Source organism: Acetomicrobium mobile, assembly GCF_937920065.1.
The window spans coordinates 1-18199 of record NZ_CALETC010000171.1; the positions used below are offsets into that span (position 1 = coordinate 1).

Below are 18199 nucleotides of genomic sequence, written 5' to 3' on the forward strand. Positions count from 1 at the left end.
CATGAGACCAAAGCACTTTTACGGCATCCTCAATGGTCAATACATCTATGCCTTGGATTTCTTCGTCCGTCGGCTCCGGCTTGGGAGGTTCAATCTCAACCTCTTTCTCTTCCTTCTTGCCGTGAAGCTCCGCCAACACCCCTTCAAGGCCTGCATCTTTTGCCATTGCCATTTCTCGTTTGGCCAAGGACGGTAATCCGGCTAATGCAACTTCGGCCGTAAAATGAATCGCATTTGCAATGACAGGAGCCCCGGAGGCTCGAGAGATAATGGAAATCACGTAAGGCCAATCTTCACCAACGGAAGGGCCGTACCCCCAACCAAGCGACTCATAATTTCCGCCCGTGTTGTAAGCACTAAAGACCTTGACCAAGACATTTCCCGTCAAGGTATCGGTGACACAAACGTCAACCGAGCCAGCTATAAGATCGTTTCCCCTAAGGATAGATCCTCCCTCTTGCCTAACAGTACTACCAAATGCGATCTCGTACCCATTTTCTTCCAGTCGCTTTAGGGATCTGTAAACAATTTGCGCCCCATCCACATTTAAAATACCGACCTTCGGGTATTCGATGTTCCTTGCCTTAGCTACAGCTGTGCCATAAATAGCGTTCAAGATCATTGCTTCCACTCTATCGGTCGAGGTGGTACCGGTCGAAGTCGAAATTATTAGGGGTCTTCCCTTCGCAGGAGTGTATATCATTCCAACGGTTGCAACCCCCAAAGGAAAAGGATAGTGAAGAGCTACCGCTCCCTTTATGAGACCTTCCCTTAAGGCCTCTTCCATGGCCTTTTGAATGTCAGCTTCACAATCATCGGTCTCTATCCACTCAAGGTCGCTGAAACCTTCAATTCGAGGGCCTATCATTACAACCTTGATAAAGCGGTATTGCTCTTGCGCGAGCCTGCCTCCCAAGGCTAACTCATTTGAGCCCAGTTCGCTTCCGCTGCTCATTAAACCTATAGGAACAAGCTCGCCGCTTCCCTTTGCTGCTCTCACAATCTCATCTAATGCCTCGCCAATGAATTTTTTCGCTTTGGACTTATCCACTATACCTCACCTCTCGTACCTCACTTCGCATTCGCACCCTTCAGGGATTTAGCGATATCGGCAAGCACTTCAAGAATTGTGTTCTTTACTTCTTCCTTGGTAAGGGTTTCTACTTTTTCTTCAACTGCTGGCGATGGAGCCTCTATCATGAATGACACTCCATCAGAAAGATTAGTTAAACGAGCCAAAAATAAGCTTCCTTTTCCGATGATCATGGCTCGTTTCATCTTGCCATTTTTTATATTTTCGCAAGCATGACCTATAAACGGCACACCTGAAGGGATGTGGCCTTGGGTCGGTGCAAAGCCGGGCATTCCGCGAGTTTTTATAAAATCAGTCATACCCGCTTTATCAAGTTCCCTTTTCATAACGGCCAAAGCAGCGATCATTTTAAAGTTCGCCTCAGGAACATTACCTGCTCCTGCCGGCAATGTAATTTCTGGATTTTGTAATTCTGCAGCGTATTTGTCCACATCCAGAAATCCTAAACCTATGCGTTTCAGTGGCTTGTAAACCAACGCTTCCGTTATGGCTTGTGGAGATGCTCCCGCTCCTATGGAATGTTTTCCTACGGCGTCAAGCCTCATTACTGGGGACTCTCCATCTTCAGGGGCAAGTAACACGGCAAAATTGCCTAACATGTCCTCCAATGCTGGCATGCCTTTTTTGACATGATCTCTCGCGTTCATATAAAGCTTAGGAAGGGCCCCACCCGCCAATACTACTACGTTTTCCCTCACGCCCGAGGCTACTTGTGCTGCTGCGTCCACCAAGGCATAAACCGGACCTGCACAAAAGCCCCGTATATCACATCCGCTAGCGTTGCTGCAACCAGCAATCTCGCCTATGGATTTAGCAAAATTCCCCCCACCTCTTTGATTCATGTCGCCGGCTGCTTCTTCTGAACATTCAATGATGAAATCCACTTCCTCTGGCTTCATGTTCGCTCGTTTCAATAAATGCAGCAAGGCTAAAACACCGCCCGCTTTGCAGGCAATATTCTCGAGCAATACATAAGATGATAAGCACTCGTCAAACTCATGGGCCTTTCTGCAACATCCAACAATTTCGCCCCCCGAATAAAGCGGCACGGCTCCATCTTCCCTTATTTCCTTTTCAATTTCCTCGAAAATATGCCCCTTCTCCAAACGCTGCAAAATGCTTGAATTCATCAACGGATGCGCCTGAAGCTTATCTTCAACTTTTTTAGAAAAAGACTGCTCCAACCAAATGATATCAAAGACATCGCAGATATCCATCAAACCGAGAAACTCATCCTCAGGCATTATCTCTCCAAATGTACCGTAACGCGAAACGTCCTTTAACGGGTTTTGATACCAGGGCGTTTGATGTGCCTCTAATTCTTCAAGGGATATTCCTCCAATAAAAGCTTGATTTGGTGCGTAACCGATGGCTTCGTCGTAGGTTCGTATGGACTTTGACAGAGAAAGCAGAAACTCTGATTCTCCCTTAATCTTTCTCTCCCAAAAAGGCGTATTGCCATAGTGATAAGCTAATTCAGGCGTGTGATTGAGGCAATAAGCATACTCTTTTATCGCAACTTTTCGCATGTGATCATGCACGCTCCTCTTGTCAAAATGACTGTTCAATCTTACAAAAGTTCACAAAAGGGGCCAAAGATTTAATTCTTTGGCCCCTTTAACGCTACGACATTCGTCAATTTCCGAAAATAGTTTGTTCCTCAATATCAGCCTGCAAAGCTTCTAGGGCCTTGAGCAACAAACGACGCCTTATTGCCTTCTCTTCCTCAAGGGGCTTGGTGGGATCGCCCAAGGGATGCGGTATAGCCACAGAGGGTACTATCCTGTTTGCTCCCACTGTTTGCGAAATGGGGACGATAGTACATACGTGGACGGTGGGTAGGCCAACTCGTTCAAGTTCCTTCACGATCGTTGCACCGCAACGAGTACAAGTCCCTCAAGTAGAGGTAAGTATCACTCCGTCAACGTCAGCTTCTTTCAACTTTTTGGCGATTTCCTCGCCAAATTTCTTGGCGTAAGCGACTGGCGTGCCGTTACCGACAGTTGCATAGTATTTATCGTGGAGTGAGCCAAAGGCGCCTTCTTTTTCAAGTTCCCTGGCTACATCTAATGGCAGCACTCTGTCTGGATCGTCGTTAGCATAAGTCGGATCATAACCGCCATGAACTGTCTCATGAGTTTCGGGCGTAAGGTTTTCGAGACCTGCTATGCTGTATTCACCATATTTAGTGGCACTTGAAGCTTCGATCCTATCAGGGTTTCCCTTTGGAACTATACCCCCAGATGTAACGAGGGCAATCTTAGCCTCCCTTATGTTCTGTATTGCTGGTGCCGGAGGAACGCGATCGAAGGAAGGCATAGGATACTCAGTTGCAAAATCCTCGCCTTTCAATTTTTTTATGAGCATGTCAACTGCTCGCTCCGCACCTATTCGGTCACGAAAGATGTTGACACGAATGCCCCGCTCTATGTAGCCTTCTTCTTCGGGACGCCCTAAGGGTTCGCCCTTTAACTGTTTCAGTATCAAACGCGCCATTTTAGGTATGGCATCGCGCATGCCCCTAGCGCTATCAGAGGTTTCTACGATGTATAAATCTTTTCTGTAAATTTCTACGGCTGGATTTTCTGGATACATGGCAGTAACAACTGGTATGCCCAACTTTTTGCTCACTGCATCGCATAGGGCACCACATGCCATCCCATAACGCCCGGCGTTGAAAGCAGGCCCTGCAACTAAGGCATCTGGGCGATAGCTTTCCAATAGCCCGATGATCTTATCGACAGCCTCCTCCGCATGTTCCGCGAAATAATCATCTCCACAGACTAAGGTAGCAACCACAACAGCCTCTTCTCCTAATGCTGCCTGCAAAGCCTGGCCAGGGCCCACAACGCCCTCGCGAAGTTCCGGAGGATAATCTGCCCTTTCCTCGCCACCTATACCGGCAAAAAACTGGTTTATATAATGGACCACTCTATAAGTCACTAATTATCCCCCCTATCTCTTGCTGCTACTCTAAAGTGTACTTGCTATATTGCTCGCGCATATTTGCAACTGCTTGAGACAGGGCCTCGGGATCCAAGACCATTTCCATCATTTCCATCTGTTCTTCCCAAACTGCCGGATCTACTTCTTCCCTAATTTCTGGCTCAAAAATGTGGTAAACTGCGAGTCCCAACGGGACTCCCGCCAAAGGACCTGCGTAAGTCGGATCACCGTTTGTCACGGTCTCTGCGTAAATTTCGGCGCCTTCAGGATCGGAGCTTCCAAGTATAACTATTACATTCTCAGCTCCATATTTCTCAACAACATCCTTCACGCGCTGTTGGTTCTGCAGGTCCATGGCTCCCGCGGCCGTTCAGACGAAACATTCGGTCACGGAAAACACTGTTTCTGCGCCACTATCCTTCAAGCAGGCCTCCATGACAGGGCCAGGAATGCCATCTCTTTCGCCAAGGAGAATCAACTTTTTACCGGCCAATTTACCCTTTGCCATAGCTTGTTACACCTCCCATTTTATTTTATCTGGTCTCGGCCGAGAAACAGGTGAAACCAAGCTCGTTGGTAGCTCCAGTTATCGCCTGCAATTCGACCTCGATGGAACCGTCATCCTTTAAGCTTCCGGAAAATCCTCCAGCTATAATGTCAACATATTCACTGAAACCAATCACCCTTTCCATGGGCGGTAACTTTACAATAGGGTTAGCATTTCCGACGCTTACTACAGCGTTGGCTTCCGGCGACGCATCGGCAAGAGATTGACTCGCTCCATCTCTACCCGCATATTCGTCTGTGATCAGAACTGTTTTTATACCAGCGAGTTCTGCCTTTTTACAGTTCATGATGAGGTCTGTATCGGGATTGCCGAATCCTTCTTCAGTAATGATTACACCGTCGACACCCAACATCCTGGCAAGCTTTACTGTGTAAGAGGAATTTCTCTTTTTATCCTCTAACGTGACATTTTCGTTTGTTATTATGCAGCCAATAAAGTTTATTTCCTCGCCATGACGCTTGTATAATGCCTCTATTACCGGGTTATTTTGGTGAACATAGGTACTATTTTTGTCGCAAGCCGATACGCAGTTTCCCGATACTATCGCACCGTCAAAAACTTCATTAGGGTGAATTAAAGTAGGCAGTATCTTTTTTGCATCTACTCCATACACGTAGGTATCATGAAGCAACCCCTGCGATTGCAACATATAGATGTAGGCCACTTTAGGGAGTTTTTCAAGTTCCTTGGACCTTTTTGTTATCTCCTCAAGCTCGTATAGGGACACTTCATCTGGAGACACATCTTTAGCCTTTGTGGCCAAGAAATGAGCGACCTTTAGTCCAGCTACGCGACAAGCAGCTTCGTAGTCATGCCTTTCAATATCTGCCCTTGGAGTAAAGACCAAGACCACATTATTTGTCTTGGAAAAAGGGGTATAATCCGCCCCTGGCCCAGACATATCTATTATGCCTTCTTGGAAACCCATTATTTTGCCACAGGTCACAACCGCTGCTCCGGTGAGAGCTAAGGTCTTTCCCTCTCCTACGGTTCCTTCAACGTCTCCAATGAAGCCAGGAAAAACATCTCCTTCGCCCTCAATTTTACATCTTGGCTCTATCACGTCTTTAACCGGCACGATGCGGACCTTTTCTCCCGGACGAGCCAAATCAACCTCGACGCATTCAAAGCGATCGTCCTTAGAAAGTAAGGAACTTATTTCTTCTTGGTTAATATAAAGTACTTTGTCTTCAACTTTGGTGGTATTTCCCCATTTAATATCGTTTATTTTGACTTTGTGCAATTCAAGCCTCACTAACACACACCTCCTTTTCATTTTTAAAATTACTAACTACTGCAATATCTTTTCCACTCGCTCTTTTATCGCCTCTATTGTTACTTCATTTCCCGTAATTCTATCCTTCAATTCCCCTCCTTGATAAAATAGGAACGTTGGGACCCCCATGACCTTTAGACTAATTGCCAAACGGCGGTTCTCGGCCACATTAAGTTTGCAAAACTTAACTTTACCTTCATACTGAGAGGCAAGCTCCTCCACCTGAGGCATCAACGCAAGGCACGGACCGCATTTTGGTCCCCAGAGATCTACAACTACCGGTAATTCACTTTGCAGAACTTCCGATTCAAAATTGTCCTTATTTACCTCTATCAATTAAACACACCTCCTGTTTTGATACGATCCCATACCGACAAAGTACGGGCATGATCAACTGTTCGTCAAGGTATTGCATATCTTCCAGAACTTTCTGATCAAGCTTGATGCTTGAAAGACTTTGATCTTTACAAAATTCTAAGGTACTTTCAATTACATTAAGGGATTCTATATCAGTGAAATGACCTTCACAAGGGGATTGAGCAAGGATAATTGTCATAAAAATCCTCATCGAAGGAGCTATATTCCCAGATAAAGGATGAGATAAAATTTTGTATCCCACGTGCACCTTATCACGAGCAGCTACCAGCACATCTAAAATAGATCCTTCTACGTAGATGCACCTGGGAAGGGTTCTTATTCGCGGATTATTGGATATAAGATAATACGAGGAGGACATTAGCCAAACCTCCCTTCCATTCGGTTAATTTGGCCCCTGTCCTCTTTACCCTCAGGGATTCGCCACTTTTTATCGGGCTTGCCCCTTTGGCAGACCTTCAAAGGTCTTTTCCAGGGCCCCGTCACATCGCAATCCTTTTGCCTGAGAGATTAGGACTTTTCCCTTACACCTTCGGCTTCTCGCCCAGAAGGCAAGACATCTCTTGCGATGCTCATCCGGAATGTGCATTCTTCCATCTAACATTTTATATATATGATTTCAAAGGGTCAAGCATGCTTTTATCCACAAAGCCACTTCAGGCACTAACATATCCTCGGCACCATTTCTCCAACGAGCATATCGATCACCCTCATGCCTCCTATTTTTGTCTTAAGCCCCACGATCCCGACATGATCTTCTGTAACCTTACCTATGACAGAACAATGGGGGGCGACCTTTTTCAAAGACGAAAGAACTTCTCTTAAATAATCCGGATCTACGGCAAGAACCGCCGTACCCTCGCATGCTAAATGCAGCACATCGAAACCTAAAACATCAGCTACGGATACTACCTCTGAATTTACTGGTATGAGTTCCTCCTCGATCTCGATGCCGATGTTGGATCCTTCAGCCCATTCACACAAGACAGTCCCTAAACCGCCTCGCGTACAATCCCTTGCGCACTTAACGCCTGGTATGCTAGTTAAGGGTTCCATAAGTGGCCACAAAGGCTTGCAATCGCTTATCAATTCATCCACCTCAAGGCCGTAGTGAAGGGCCGATATTAAAGCACCGTGTTGTCCTATAGGACCAGTAACGATTAAATAGTCGCCCGGGTATAGATTTTTAATTCCCCAGTGGTTGTCAGTAAGGACTTCTCCTAAGGCACAACAAGTTATATACATGCCATCCGCCTGGCCCCTGGGCAAAACTTTTGTATCACCAGCAACGAGTTTAACATCCAGATCCCTGCTTACGCGATAGGCGCTCTCGATGACTTTTAGCAATTCTTCCTTCAGTAATCCTTCTTCTATGAGAATGCCCATAGCCAAATAAAGTGGCTTAACTCCTCTTACTGCTAGATCGTTAGTGCTGCCACATATTGCAAGCTTACCAATGTCTCCCCCAGGGAAAAATCTCGGACTTACGGTAAAACCATCAATTGTGACGCCAATGCCATTTTCAATCAAGGCGCAATCTTCCATATCCTTATTGCTCTGATTGCCGTATATATTTAATATTTCTTTGATAAGTTGTTGAGTTGGCCTGCCACCACTACCATGTCCTAATTCTATAAACATCATCGCATCACCTTGTAAGAATACTTATAACAAGCAGCGCAGTTGCCTTCGCTAGATACCATACATGGACCTACCGGATCATCGGGAGTGCAACGAATCGAAAACAAGGGACACTCCTCCGGCCTTAATTTGCCCATCAATACTTCACCGCATTTGCATCCAGAGGGCAAGGGAACTTCTTTGATGTCTAAATCAAACCTCGTAATGGCATCGAAGCAGGCAAATTCGGGCTTTAACCGTAACCCAGAATTTTTAATCTTCCCAAGTCCTCGCCATCTGGCATCCGCTTCATCGAAGACTCGTCTTATAAACTTTTTGGCTCGGGTGTTTCCCTCTGGCCTTACTGCCCTAGCATAAAGCAGACTAACCTTGGGGTCCTTATCGTGAACTTGTCTAGCTAGTTCCACCAAACCTTCCATGATATCTAGGGGTTCAAATCCCGCAATCGTGCAGGATATGTTAAAATCTCTGGGCAAAAATTCATAGGGCTTTACGCCTATGACAACGGTTACATGCCCCGGAAGCAAAAAGCCATCCACTTTAAGTTCCCTTGACTCAGCAAGGAGTCGCAATGCCGGCGGAACAAGTTTATGAAAACAAAGAACGGAAAAGTTTCGGACCTTTTTCTCTTCTGCCTCTAAAATGATAGCAGCCGTAGAGGGAGCTGTCGTCTCGAATCCAACACCTAAAAAGACAACTTCCTTCGTTGGATTTTTCAAAGCTAGGTCCAATGCCTCATCGCAGGATCTCACCACTCGAACGTCAGATCCTTGAGTCCTAAGATTTCGCAAAGAGCCTTTAGTACCGGGAACGCGCATCATATCCCCGTAAGTAGCAAAAACCAAACCTTTTTTTTCGGCAAGCTTTATCGCCGCGTCCACTTCTCCTTGGTCTGTAACGCAGACGGGACAGCCAGGCCCGGAGACAAGTGAAATGTTTTTTGGAAGCAATGACCTTAATCCGCTCCTGTAGATGGCAACCGTGTGTGTGCCGCAAACTTCCATGAAGGTCATGGGCTCTTTGGCAAAAAATCCTAAAGCACGTTGAAGTAATTCAGCTTTGTCCCTAAGATTGCCTTTTTCCTGCAATATTCAACACTTCTTTCCACAATTCTTCCAATTCTTGGCCCTCTTTTTCTTCGCACTTTTCTATAATAAAACCAGCGTGCACCAAAACCACATCGCCCACATTTACACTATCGATCAAGTCCGTCCTTGCCTCCACTTTCAAGGATCCCGCCCGTGCAATTACCCTGCGCGAATCCAAAATTTTTTCTATTCTATGTGGAACAGCCAGACACATATTTCTACCTCCTTCACCTTCCATTAAAACGAGTAAAAAAGCGGGACCTATTGAATTTTGGCCCCGCTTCGTCTTTTGTGCCGAACGTTCATTCAAGCAATTCAACAAGCTTTCGACGTTATCGCCCGGGGCAACTTAAACCCTTATGAGTTCGTTGCCAGTTCGTCGTTCTTCTCATCCACTTTCTCGCTAATTCTGCGGATGCTCAAAGCATTGCCCGTTAGCGCATCTATATCCAAACAAACGCCGTTGAGTCTTAAATCCTCGTTGCACGCATCAAATCGAGCTGGCATTGACGTCAAAAAACGACTTATGACCGATTCCTTCCTCATGCCAATAACTCCGGCGTGCCCTCCCGTCATACCCACATCGGTTATAAAGGCAGTTCCTTTGTCAAGTATATCTTCATCTGCCGTCGCAACATGGGTATGGGTGCCTAAGACCGCCGATACGCGCCCATCAAGATATAATGCTAAGGCTCTTTTTTCCGATGTTGCCTCGGCGTGAATATCCACCAATATGGTGGTGGTTGAAGCCTCCTGTAAGATTTCATCGGCCTTCCTAAAAGGGCAATCCACGTCGTACATAAATGTTCGACCCAAGAGGTTCAAAACTAACAACCTTCCCTCTCCGCACTTCAAAACTGCGCTTCCTCGGCCGGGACAGCCTGGAGGATAATTGGCAGGTCGTAGCAACTTGGGTTCCGAATCCAATAGGGATAAACCTTCTTTTTTGTCCCATATGTGATTGCCCGACGTCATGCAATCGATTCCCATTGCCAATAGCTCGTCTAATACCTTTTGGGTTATACCAAAACCACCGGCAGAGTTTTCCACATTTGCAATGACGAAATCAAAAGGTCCATAAGTGTTTCTCACCTTGGGCAAGAGCTTTTGAAGCGTCCTTCTCCCTGGTCTGCCAACGATATCTCCTATAAAAAGCACTCTCATGACAACATTCCTACTTCGCAAACTCAATGGCCCTGAGCTCCCTTATGACTGTCACCTTGACTTGGCCAGGGTACTTAAGGTCTTCTTCTATCTTTCGAGCAATATCGTATGCAATCTTATATATGGTACCATCATCTCCTGCTTCAGGAGATATCATGACTCGCACTTCCCTTCCAGCCTGGATGGCGTATGCTTTCTCCACTCCCGTAAAGGAAGAAGCTAAATTTTCCAGTTTTTCAAGTCTTCTTATATAGGCTTCTATGCTTTCGCGCCTCGCCCCAGGCCTTGAAGCACTTACGGCATCGGCAGCAAGTACTAAGACAGCATACACACTTTTAGGCTCTTCCTCCTCGTGATGAGCAGCAATCGCGTTTACTATGACCTGCGACTCGCCGTATCGTTTCGCAAGGTCTGCTCCTATTAAAGCGTGCGAGCCTTCCACCTGGTAATCTATAGCTTTACCAATATCATGCAACAGTCCCGCTCTCCTTGCGATCATTTCATCAAGCCCAAGTTCTGCCGCCATTACCCCGGTCAAGTGAGCGACTTCCAAGCTGTGAGCCAATGCATTTTGGCCATAGCTTGATCTATAGGTAAGCCTCCCCAAGGTCTTGACGATCTCAGGATGTACGCCTTCTATATTAACCTCGAGCAAAGCATTTTCGGCTGCCTCAAGCATATGTTCGTCAACTTCCTTACGCACTTTTTCTACGATCTCCTCAATGCGCGCCGGATGAATCCTTCCGTCAAGGATGAGCCTCTCCAGGGAAATACGGGCAATCTCACGCCTTACAGGATCAAAACAGCTTAGCGTCACCGCCTCAGGCGTATCATCCACAATCAAATCGACGCCTGTCAAACTTTCGAAGGCCCTAATATTCCTTCCTTCTCTGCCGATTATTCTGCCCTTCATATCGTCTGAGGGCAGGGGTACAACGCTAACCGTAACTTCAGAAGTATGATCGACAGCACATCGCTGAATTGCTGTGGTTAAAATCTCCCTTGCCTTTTTATCAGCCTCACGTTTAAAATTTTCTTCCAACTCCTTCAATTTCAACCCAATAGAAGAGGAGGCTTCCTCTTCTACCTCTTTTAGTAGAAGTTCCTTTGCCTCTTCTCGTGAAAGCCCAGCGACTTTCTCTAGTTTAACGATCCGTTCCCGCAAAAGCCTTTCGGCCTCCAGTTTTGCCTTTTCTACTTCTGTCAACCTGGCCTTTAGCTCTTCTTCTTTCTTCGCTAAATTTTCAAGTTTTCTGTCGAGACTTTCCTCTCTTTGTTCAAGCCTTCTTTCGGCTCGCTGAATTTCGCTCCTGCGCTCTTTAAGTTCTCTTTCCAATTCGTGTCGAATCTTCAGCGCTTCTTCTCTAGCCTCGGCAAGAACTTCTCGCTTCTTGGTTTCGGCCTCTCTTTTTGCTTCTTCAACTATCTGTTCAGCAATTTTCTTCGTGCTTAAAATCTTTTTTTCATCATGTATTTTTCGAACGTAATAGCCGACGGCAATGCCGACCGCGCCAGCTAACACGCTCGATAAGAGCATGACAAATCCCATTTAGAAATCACCCCTCATTCAATTGTCAAGGTTCAAGGCATGCGAACAACACGTTTTAAAAGATCATCGCAATTTAATAGTCTTTAAAATACATCCTGGGCATTATTTTACAGAATGTCTCATAATACTACAAGTGTGATTGCAAAAGTCAGGTACCCAATCGAGTAGAAAATGGCACTTCATACCAGTCTTTTAACTAAGGCTTCTGAATTTTTTTGACAACCCCAGGACTCAAAGATAACGACCATATCGGGCGCATTAAAAAATCGGGAAGGGAGATCCTCCTTCCCGATTTGTTTGATTTGCTCACGCTGTTTTATATTTATTAACGCTTGCGAGGACAAACCTTTTAGGTTTAATCCTCCCACTCACCGCCCCCCTTGCCCATTCGACTGAAACAAAAGGCTAGTCCCGCTATGATAATTACGGCCATGAATATGGTTGTTCCAATTGCAGCGTTCGTCATCTAACCTCCCCTCCTTCTTGCTCGCTTACTTCCGTCTTTGATTTCATGCCTTGCAATATGAAGCTAGCGATCAGGACTGCCACCATGATGATCCAAATGAAGTTAGACCAACTTCCGTACCCTCCATAGGGTTCCTTAAGGTCCTGCATAAAACCGCCGTAAACTACGACGAAAAGAAGTCCTACCGGCACCACGATCTTGATAAGAAAATCCATCCAAGGACCTACCTTGATATCTGAAGTGGCATTCACGTGCTCGCGAAGCTTATCGGCACCAAAGACCCAACCTACAACCAACGAGGCAATGGCACCGCCTATGAGCAATGTATAGAAGGCAACCGTCCTGTCAACGATGTCAAGCCAATACATTCCCCCCTGAGTACAATAAAGAAGTCCGATCAAAAATCCGACTAGGCATCCCCAAAAAGTAACTTTTTTCCGCTCCCATCCGAACTTGTCCATCAAGGGAACAATGTATCCCGCGTAAGCCAAATAATACGCTGAACTGAGTCCTATCATCCAAAACATGAGGAAGAATAAAACGCCTGTCAATCGACTCAAAGCAGGCATCAACGATATACCGACAGGGTAAGTTACAAAAGCCACTCCAATACCAGCGATGGCCACCTCTTGCAAGGACACTCCCAGAGCTTGCATTATATAACCGACTGTGCTAAAGACAGCAAAACCCGCCAAGAATGCAAAGCTGGTGTCGCAAAACACTGTAATAACGGTGTTGTTCGTTATATCGCCCTTTCTAGCGATAAAACGTCCGTAGGCATACATTCCCGCCATCCCAACAGAAAGCGAAAATGCTATCTGGCTAAAGGCAGCAAACCAGACGCCTCCTCCCTTTAAGACGGACCAATCGACATCGAGGTAATAATTAAGCCCCTCCACGGCTCCGGGCAGTGTTAAGCTTCTTACTAATATCGCCACGATCAAAACCCACGCTAACGCCATGACTACTTCTGAGACCTTCCCAATTAATTCAGCACCTCGATGTATCACGAAATAAATGACGATCCAAGTGAAGGTTAACGCTCCAACTATGGGCCACCTTAACCCACCAAGCACCCCAGGATTGTCTGAAAGGCCAAGCACTGTGCTAAAAAAGTAATCTCCTGCCTGATGGGCACCCACTTCTCCCACACCCCAAGCTAAAGTCATGGAACTAAACATGTAAATTAGGGTCCAAGCCATGATCACACAATAATAAGTATCGATTAAAAAGGCCGATATGCTTGGAAACCATCCTACCCATTCCCATTTTTTGCCTATGCTGCTAAAGACTCCAGGGGCTCCTTTTTGAAAATAATGCCCCATTCCAAACTCAGTGAGAAGCCACGGAATCCCAATGGCAAAAATGCCTATGATGTAAGCCACCAAAAAGGCAGCTCCCCCATACTGGTAACACATATAAGGAAACCGCCAGACGTTGCCCAAACCGATGGCTGACCCTATAGCTGCAAAAATCATATGACGCCGCTTTAAAAACATTTCCCTTCCAGCTTCCGCCATGCTCCTCTCCTCCTTTTTTAAGTTTTACTCATACTAAGCAAATAAACAAATCTAGCCATCCCTATTTCTTTTTTCACCTCCTCTGCGTTGATTAACCAAAGAACTGGATGTAACCCATGATCAATATAACGGCGATGATTACCGGCAAGACGTAAGTCATATAACCTCTCAAGCCCTCTGGGAATTTCGGTCCTATGCCCGTATTGGCCTCTTTAATAAAGTTTTCCCATCCCCAGCCATATTTGGAGGTGCAAAAGAGGACAAAAACGAGAGAGCCTATGGGAAGCAAATTAAAACTTACTATGAAATCTTCCAGATCAAGGACTACGGTTCCCTCTCCAAAAGGTTGAAACCCGCTCCAGGGGCCAAATCCCAAAACGCAGGGCAATGAAGCGATGAATAAGACCAGGATGCCCACATAACAGGCCTTTTTGCGACTCCACTTCCACTCGTCCATGGCAAAGGCTATGAGATGCTCAAATACAGCAATTACAGTCGTTAAAGCTGCCAAAGATATAAATACGAAAAATAAAGTACCCCATAATCTACCGCCAGTCATAGCATTGAAGACGTTTGGAAGAGTGACGAATATCAAACCAGGACCCGCTCCAGCATCGACGCCAAAAGCAAAACAAGCGGGGAAAATTACCATTCCTGACATCAATGCTATCAGTGTATCAAGGATTATAATATAGACAGACTCACCCAGAAGGGCCCTTTCTTTGCTCAGGTAACTCCCAAATATTAACATGCTGCCGATTCCTAAGCTCAAGGTGAAAAAGGCCTGGCTTTGGGCAGCAAAAACTGCTTCCCAAGTTAGCTTAGAAAAGTCTGGCTTAAGGTAAAAAGCTATGCCCTTTTCAGCTCCAGGCAGTGTCACGGAACGAACTATGAGCACAACGAGCAGCATAAAAAGGCCAGACATCAAAATCTTAGTTATTCGTTCAACGCCTGCCTGCAAACCTCTCGAACAAACCAGGAAGCCAAGCAATACCGCCAAAGCCATCCACATGGTCAGTTCAGGAGTATTGGATATGAAAGAACCAAAAAAGGCACCCACTTCTTCAGGAGAAAGCATTGAAAGATGTCCTACTGCAACGTGATAAGTATAAGCCAGGCCCCAACCTGTAACAGTGGTATAGAACATCATCAATACCATGTTTCCGAGCACACCGAGATAACCGTAAATATGCCACTTGGTACCAGGCGGCTCCAAGACAAGCATCGCGCCGGCTAAATTTCTACGGCTGGCTCGCCCCATGGCAAATTCGCATACCATGATGGGAAGACCCATGATAGCCAAAAAAATTAAATAAACTATTACAAAAGCTGCTCCACCATATCGGCCTGTGATATAGGGAAATCGCCACACATTTCCCAAACCTATAGCACATCCTGCAGACACCAATATAAAGCCTAATCTGGAAGCTAACTGTTCTCTCTCAGCCACTGCAATCACCCCCTCTTTATTGTGCATATCATTTTATAGCATATTAGATATAAAGTAAATTAGGATTAAAGACCCAACTCAAGCAAATGATAAAGTGAATTGGTACTAATGAGCAAATATTATACTATGCTGTAAAAATCAGGGATAGGGCGTCGCCCAAGGACGACAATAGTTTTTTTCTCAAATCTGGATATTGAAATAGGGTGGGGTCAAGGCAAGCCAAATTTTGGGCTTCTGTGCGAGCTTTATACAACAAGCTAACATCCTTTACGAGGTCTGCGACTTTAAAGTCCGTTATGCCATGCTGCCTGACTCCGCAAAAGGCACCTGGCCCTCTCAGTTTTAAATCTTCCTCAGCTACTATAAAGCCGTCATTGGTGGAACACAAGACCTTAAATCGCTTTCTAGCCTCAGGGGTAGGAGCTTCTCCCAATAAAAAGCAAAAGCCCTGACTTTTGCCGCGGCCTACTCTTCCTCTGAGCTGATGAAGCTGAGATAGACCAAACCTGTATGCATCCTCTATTACAATTATGTTAGCGCTGGGCACGTCAATGCCCACTTCTATTACGTTGGTAGCCACAAGCAAATCTATCTCCTGGCGTACAAAGGCCTGGTAAGCTTCGTCCTTGTCAAAAACCTCCAAACGACCATGCAGCAAGCCTACCCTGAAGTTTGAAAACTCCTGACATAAAGACTTATAGCGTTCTTGCACGGAAGTCGCTTCTATGGATTCACTTTCATCTATCAAAGGACACACCCAATAGGCTTGATTGCCTGAGGATAATTTTGCTTTAATAAATTCATATAGAGCGGGCAATTTATTTTTTCTTATCCATTGGGTTCTAACCGGGTTCCTACCTGGAGGTAGTTCGTCAACTACGGACATGGAAAGGTCTCCGTACACGGTCAATGCCAACGTTCGCGGGATGGGAGTAGCAGTCATGACTAAAGTATGAGGATGTCTGCCCTTGTCCATCAAGGTTCGTCGTTGCAACACTCCAAAACGATGTTGTTCGTCGATCACTACCAAGCCCAGCCTTTGGAATTTAACCCCTTCTTGAATTAAAGCGTGTGTCCCAATGACGATATGCGATCTTCCCTCGCAGATATCTTCGTATCTTTCCCCCCTCTCTTGAGGAGTTAAAGCGCTAGTCAGTAAAGCAACCTTCAGATTTAGCTTCGACAGCCAATTTACTATTTTGGTGTAATGCTGTTTGGCCAAAACCTCGGTCGGAACCATCATTGCAGCTTGATATCCGGCATCCACAGAGGCAAGCATCGCTGCCACCGCAACTACGGTTTTGCCCGAGCCTACATCCCCCTGAAGCAAGCGATTCATAGGCACGCTTTTAGTCACATCATCCGCTATTTCCCGTAAAACCCTTTCTTGAGCACAAGTGAGTTTAAAGGTTAAACATTCTTTGATGAAAGCACTCTGCAGGGGACCGTGCCAAAGTAAAACAGGGGCATTAGTCTCCTTTTCCAATTGTTCCTTTTTCAAGGCCAACCCAAGCTGAAGAAGAAACAGCTCATCAAAAACGAGCCTTTTGCGACATAAGCCCCACTGCTCTTCGCTATCAGGATAATGATAACCCCAGATGGCTTCCTTGAGGGGTAATAACTCATTTCGCACCAAAATCTCAGAGGGCATGAATTCCTCTACAAAAGGCAAATATTCTAAAAGTGCCCCCTTTATCAAAAGTCTAAGCCATCTTTGGTTTAATCCTTCCGTGAGAGGATAGACTGGCACAATTCTACCCATCTCCTCCATGGTTGCATCGGATTCGACTACTTCAAATTCGGGGTTGACCACCTGTAACATGCCAAAATCACTTTTCACTTTTCCATACAGGGCAACCATGGAGCCCGGTGTAAGAACTTTTTCCAGCCTTTTTCTGTTAAACCATATAGCCTGAGCAATTTGAGTTCCATCAGTTATTGTGGCTATCGTAAGGTCTAAGTTACGCCTTTTTGTAACTTTCTTTTCCACCCCAACTATTCGCACCAACATGGTTGTGACAATGCCAGGTTTCAAGGAACTTATAGGCGTTATATTTCTTCTGTCCTCATAACGTCGCGGAAAGAAGTAAAGCAAGTCCTCGATAGTTTTGATACCCAATTTGGATAGAAGATATGATCTTTTTGGCCCTACGCCTTTTAAAAATCTAACATCCTTAGCCAAGATATTTTCATTCGATGGACTAGCTTTCATCATCAGCAATTTCAGCCTCTATCATTTCAGCATATTTGTTTAGAACTGCCCTAAATTCGGCAACAAAGGATATTTTGAGTTTTTTCATCCTCTCAATCTCGGCTTTACTTCTGTCCAAGGCTCGCGAAGCTTCCTCGAGCATCCTTTCAGCCTTGGCTTTTGCCTCAGCAACGATGGCTTCGGCTTCCCTTTTTGCGGCCTCTACCTTTTCATCTGCACTTTGCTGCGCCATGAGAAGGGCTTCCTGAAGGGAATCCCTTAAGTTTCTGTAATCTTCAAGCTGCCTTTCAAGTTGATGAATTATGCGCTCCTGCTCGCCACATTTTTCTGCATAAAAGTGCAAACTCTCTGCAACCAAATCCAAGAAGTCATCCACCTCGATAGGATCGTATCCTCGCAAAGATCTCTTAAAATCTTTATTTATGACGTCAAGTGCCGACAAAACTTCACTCATGGTTTTGGGCCACCTCTTTTTCCTCCTCCCATAAATCGATGAGGCTTCTATTAGGCGAAGCCAAAAAGACCGCTGGTGCTATCCTCATGACAACACCTCTCATAGCATAAGCCACACCGCAAATGAAATCGAGGGCGCTCTGTCCTTCGGCTTTATCGACGTTGCGCAAGTCAACTATAATGATCTTACCGTTATGTAAAGCTTCTGCCAAATCTTCCCTTCGTTCCGCACACATGTAACCCTTACAAAACACCAATGCAGCTTGCTTGGCACGTGATTGTGGGATGCGATCAACATCTTCATATGATTCTAGGCCTTCCTCTTGCAAATTCTCCTCTTTTTGCACTGTGATGCCCAACAGTGCCAGGAGTCGTTCAAGCATTCCCCTCTCTCCTCC

Annotated in this window: 17 protein-coding genes and 1 riboswitch; all 17 genes read right to left on the bottom strand. The window is 45.6% G+C overall.

All coding sequences use genetic code 11. The features are described 5' to 3' along the window. On the bottom strand, positions 1 to 1051 hold a 1051-nt coding region (grdD, locus tag Q7P41_RS06510), incomplete at its 3' end, for a glycine/sarcosine/betaine reductase complex component C subunit alpha (RefSeq protein WP_303882995.1). A gap of 20 nt (positions 1052 to 1071) precedes the next feature. Continuing rightward, on the bottom strand, positions 1072 to 2622 hold the full coding sequence (grdC, locus tag Q7P41_RS06515) for a glycine/sarcosine/betaine reductase complex component C subunit beta (protein WP_303882996.1): 1551 nt from the start codon (positions 2620 to 2622) through the stop codon (positions 1072 to 1074). A gap of 106 nt (positions 2623 to 2728) precedes the next feature. Further along, a complete protein-coding gene (gene grdB / locus Q7P41_RS06520) occupies positions 2729 to 4036 on the bottom strand; it encodes a glycine reductase complex selenoprotein B (RefSeq protein ID WP_303882997.1) in 1308 nt (435 codons plus the stop codon). A 25-nt stretch (positions 4037 to 4061) separates the two neighbouring features. Continuing rightward, positions 4062 to 4547 (bottom strand): glycine/sarcosine/betaine reductase complex selenoprotein A, encoded by a 486-nt coding sequence (gene grdA, locus Q7P41_RS06525; RefSeq protein ID WP_303882998.1) that lies wholly within the window; start codon positions 4545 to 4547, stop codon positions 4062 to 4064. Between the two features lie 25 nt (positions 4548 to 4572). Beyond that, the gene (locus Q7P41_RS06530) at positions 4573 to 5862 is read right to left on the bottom strand and encodes a glycine/sarcosine/betaine reductase component B subunit (RefSeq protein ID WP_303882999.1); all 1290 of its coding nucleotides are present in this window, start codon (positions 5860 to 5862) and stop codon (positions 4573 to 4575) included. A gap of 36 nt (positions 5863 to 5898) precedes the next feature. Further along, a complete protein-coding gene (locus Q7P41_RS06535) occupies positions 5899 to 6219 on the bottom strand; it encodes a co-chaperone YbbN (RefSeq protein WP_303883000.1) in 321 nt (106 codons plus the stop codon). Then, complete coding sequence (locus Q7P41_RS06540; RefSeq protein ID WP_303883002.1) at positions 6203 to 6619, bottom strand: GrdX family protein; 417 nt, start codon at positions 6617 to 6619, stop codon at positions 6203 to 6205. The genes Q7P41_RS06535 and Q7P41_RS06540 overlap by 17 nt, the downstream gene beginning before the upstream one ends. A 119-nt stretch (positions 6620 to 6738) precedes the next feature. Beyond that, positions 6739 to 6834, bottom strand: a riboswitch (glycine riboswitch). Positions 6835 to 6921: 87 nt separating this feature from the next. Then, positions 6922 to 7902, bottom strand: coding sequence for a hydrogenase expression/formation protein HypE (gene hypE / locus Q7P41_RS06545; RefSeq protein ID WP_369693146.1), 981 nt, complete (start codon positions 7900 to 7902; stop codon positions 6922 to 6924). After that, entirely contained in the window at positions 7899 to 8987 is a 1089-nt protein-coding gene (hypD, locus tag Q7P41_RS06550; protein WP_303883004.1) for a hydrogenase formation protein HypD, read from the bottom strand. Before hypD ends, hypE begins: the two co-directional genes overlap by 4 nt. Then, a complete protein-coding gene (locus Q7P41_RS06555; protein WP_303883005.1) occupies positions 8965 to 9201 on the bottom strand; it encodes a HypC/HybG/HupF family hydrogenase formation chaperone in 237 nt (78 codons plus the stop codon). The genes hypD and Q7P41_RS06555 overlap by 23 nt, the downstream gene beginning before the upstream one ends. Positions 9202 to 9344: 143 nt before the next feature. Continuing rightward, positions 9345 to 10151 carry a TIGR00282 family metallophosphoesterase gene (locus Q7P41_RS06560; RefSeq protein ID WP_303883045.1) on the bottom strand — a complete coding sequence of 269 codons (807 nt, stop codon included), beginning with the start codon at positions 10149 to 10151 and terminating at the stop codon, positions 9345 to 9347. Between the two features lie 10 nt (positions 10152 to 10161). Next, complete coding sequence (gene rny, locus Q7P41_RS06565) at positions 10162 to 11700, bottom strand: ribonuclease Y (protein ID WP_303883006.1); 1539 nt, start codon at positions 11698 to 11700, stop codon at positions 10162 to 10164. Positions 11701 to 12162: 462 nt separating this feature from the next. After that, entirely contained in the window at positions 12163 to 13686 is a 1524-nt protein-coding gene (locus Q7P41_RS06570; protein ID WP_303883007.1) for a sodium-dependent transporter, read from the bottom strand. Between the two features lie 91 nt (positions 13687 to 13777). Then, entirely contained in the window at positions 13778 to 15136 is a 1359-nt protein-coding gene (locus tag Q7P41_RS06575) for a sodium-dependent transporter (RefSeq protein ID WP_303883008.1), read from the bottom strand. A gap of 124 nt (positions 15137 to 15260) precedes the next feature. Beyond that, positions 15261 to 17351: an ATP-dependent DNA helicase RecG gene (gene recG, locus Q7P41_RS06580; RefSeq protein ID WP_303883009.1), complete on the bottom strand. Its 2091-nt coding sequence runs from the start codon at positions 17349 to 17351 to the stop codon at positions 15261 to 15263. Further along, entirely contained in the window at positions 17338 to 17802 is a 465-nt protein-coding gene (locus Q7P41_RS06585) for a DivIVA domain-containing protein (RefSeq protein ID WP_303883010.1), read from the bottom strand. The genes recG and Q7P41_RS06585 overlap by 14 nt, the downstream gene beginning before the upstream one ends. Then, a complete protein-coding gene (sepF, locus tag Q7P41_RS06590) occupies positions 17795 to 18184 on the bottom strand; it encodes a cell division protein SepF (protein ID WP_303883011.1) in 390 nt (129 codons plus the stop codon). Before sepF ends, Q7P41_RS06585 begins: the two co-directional genes overlap by 8 nt. Positions 18185 to 18199 lie beyond the last annotated feature (15 nt).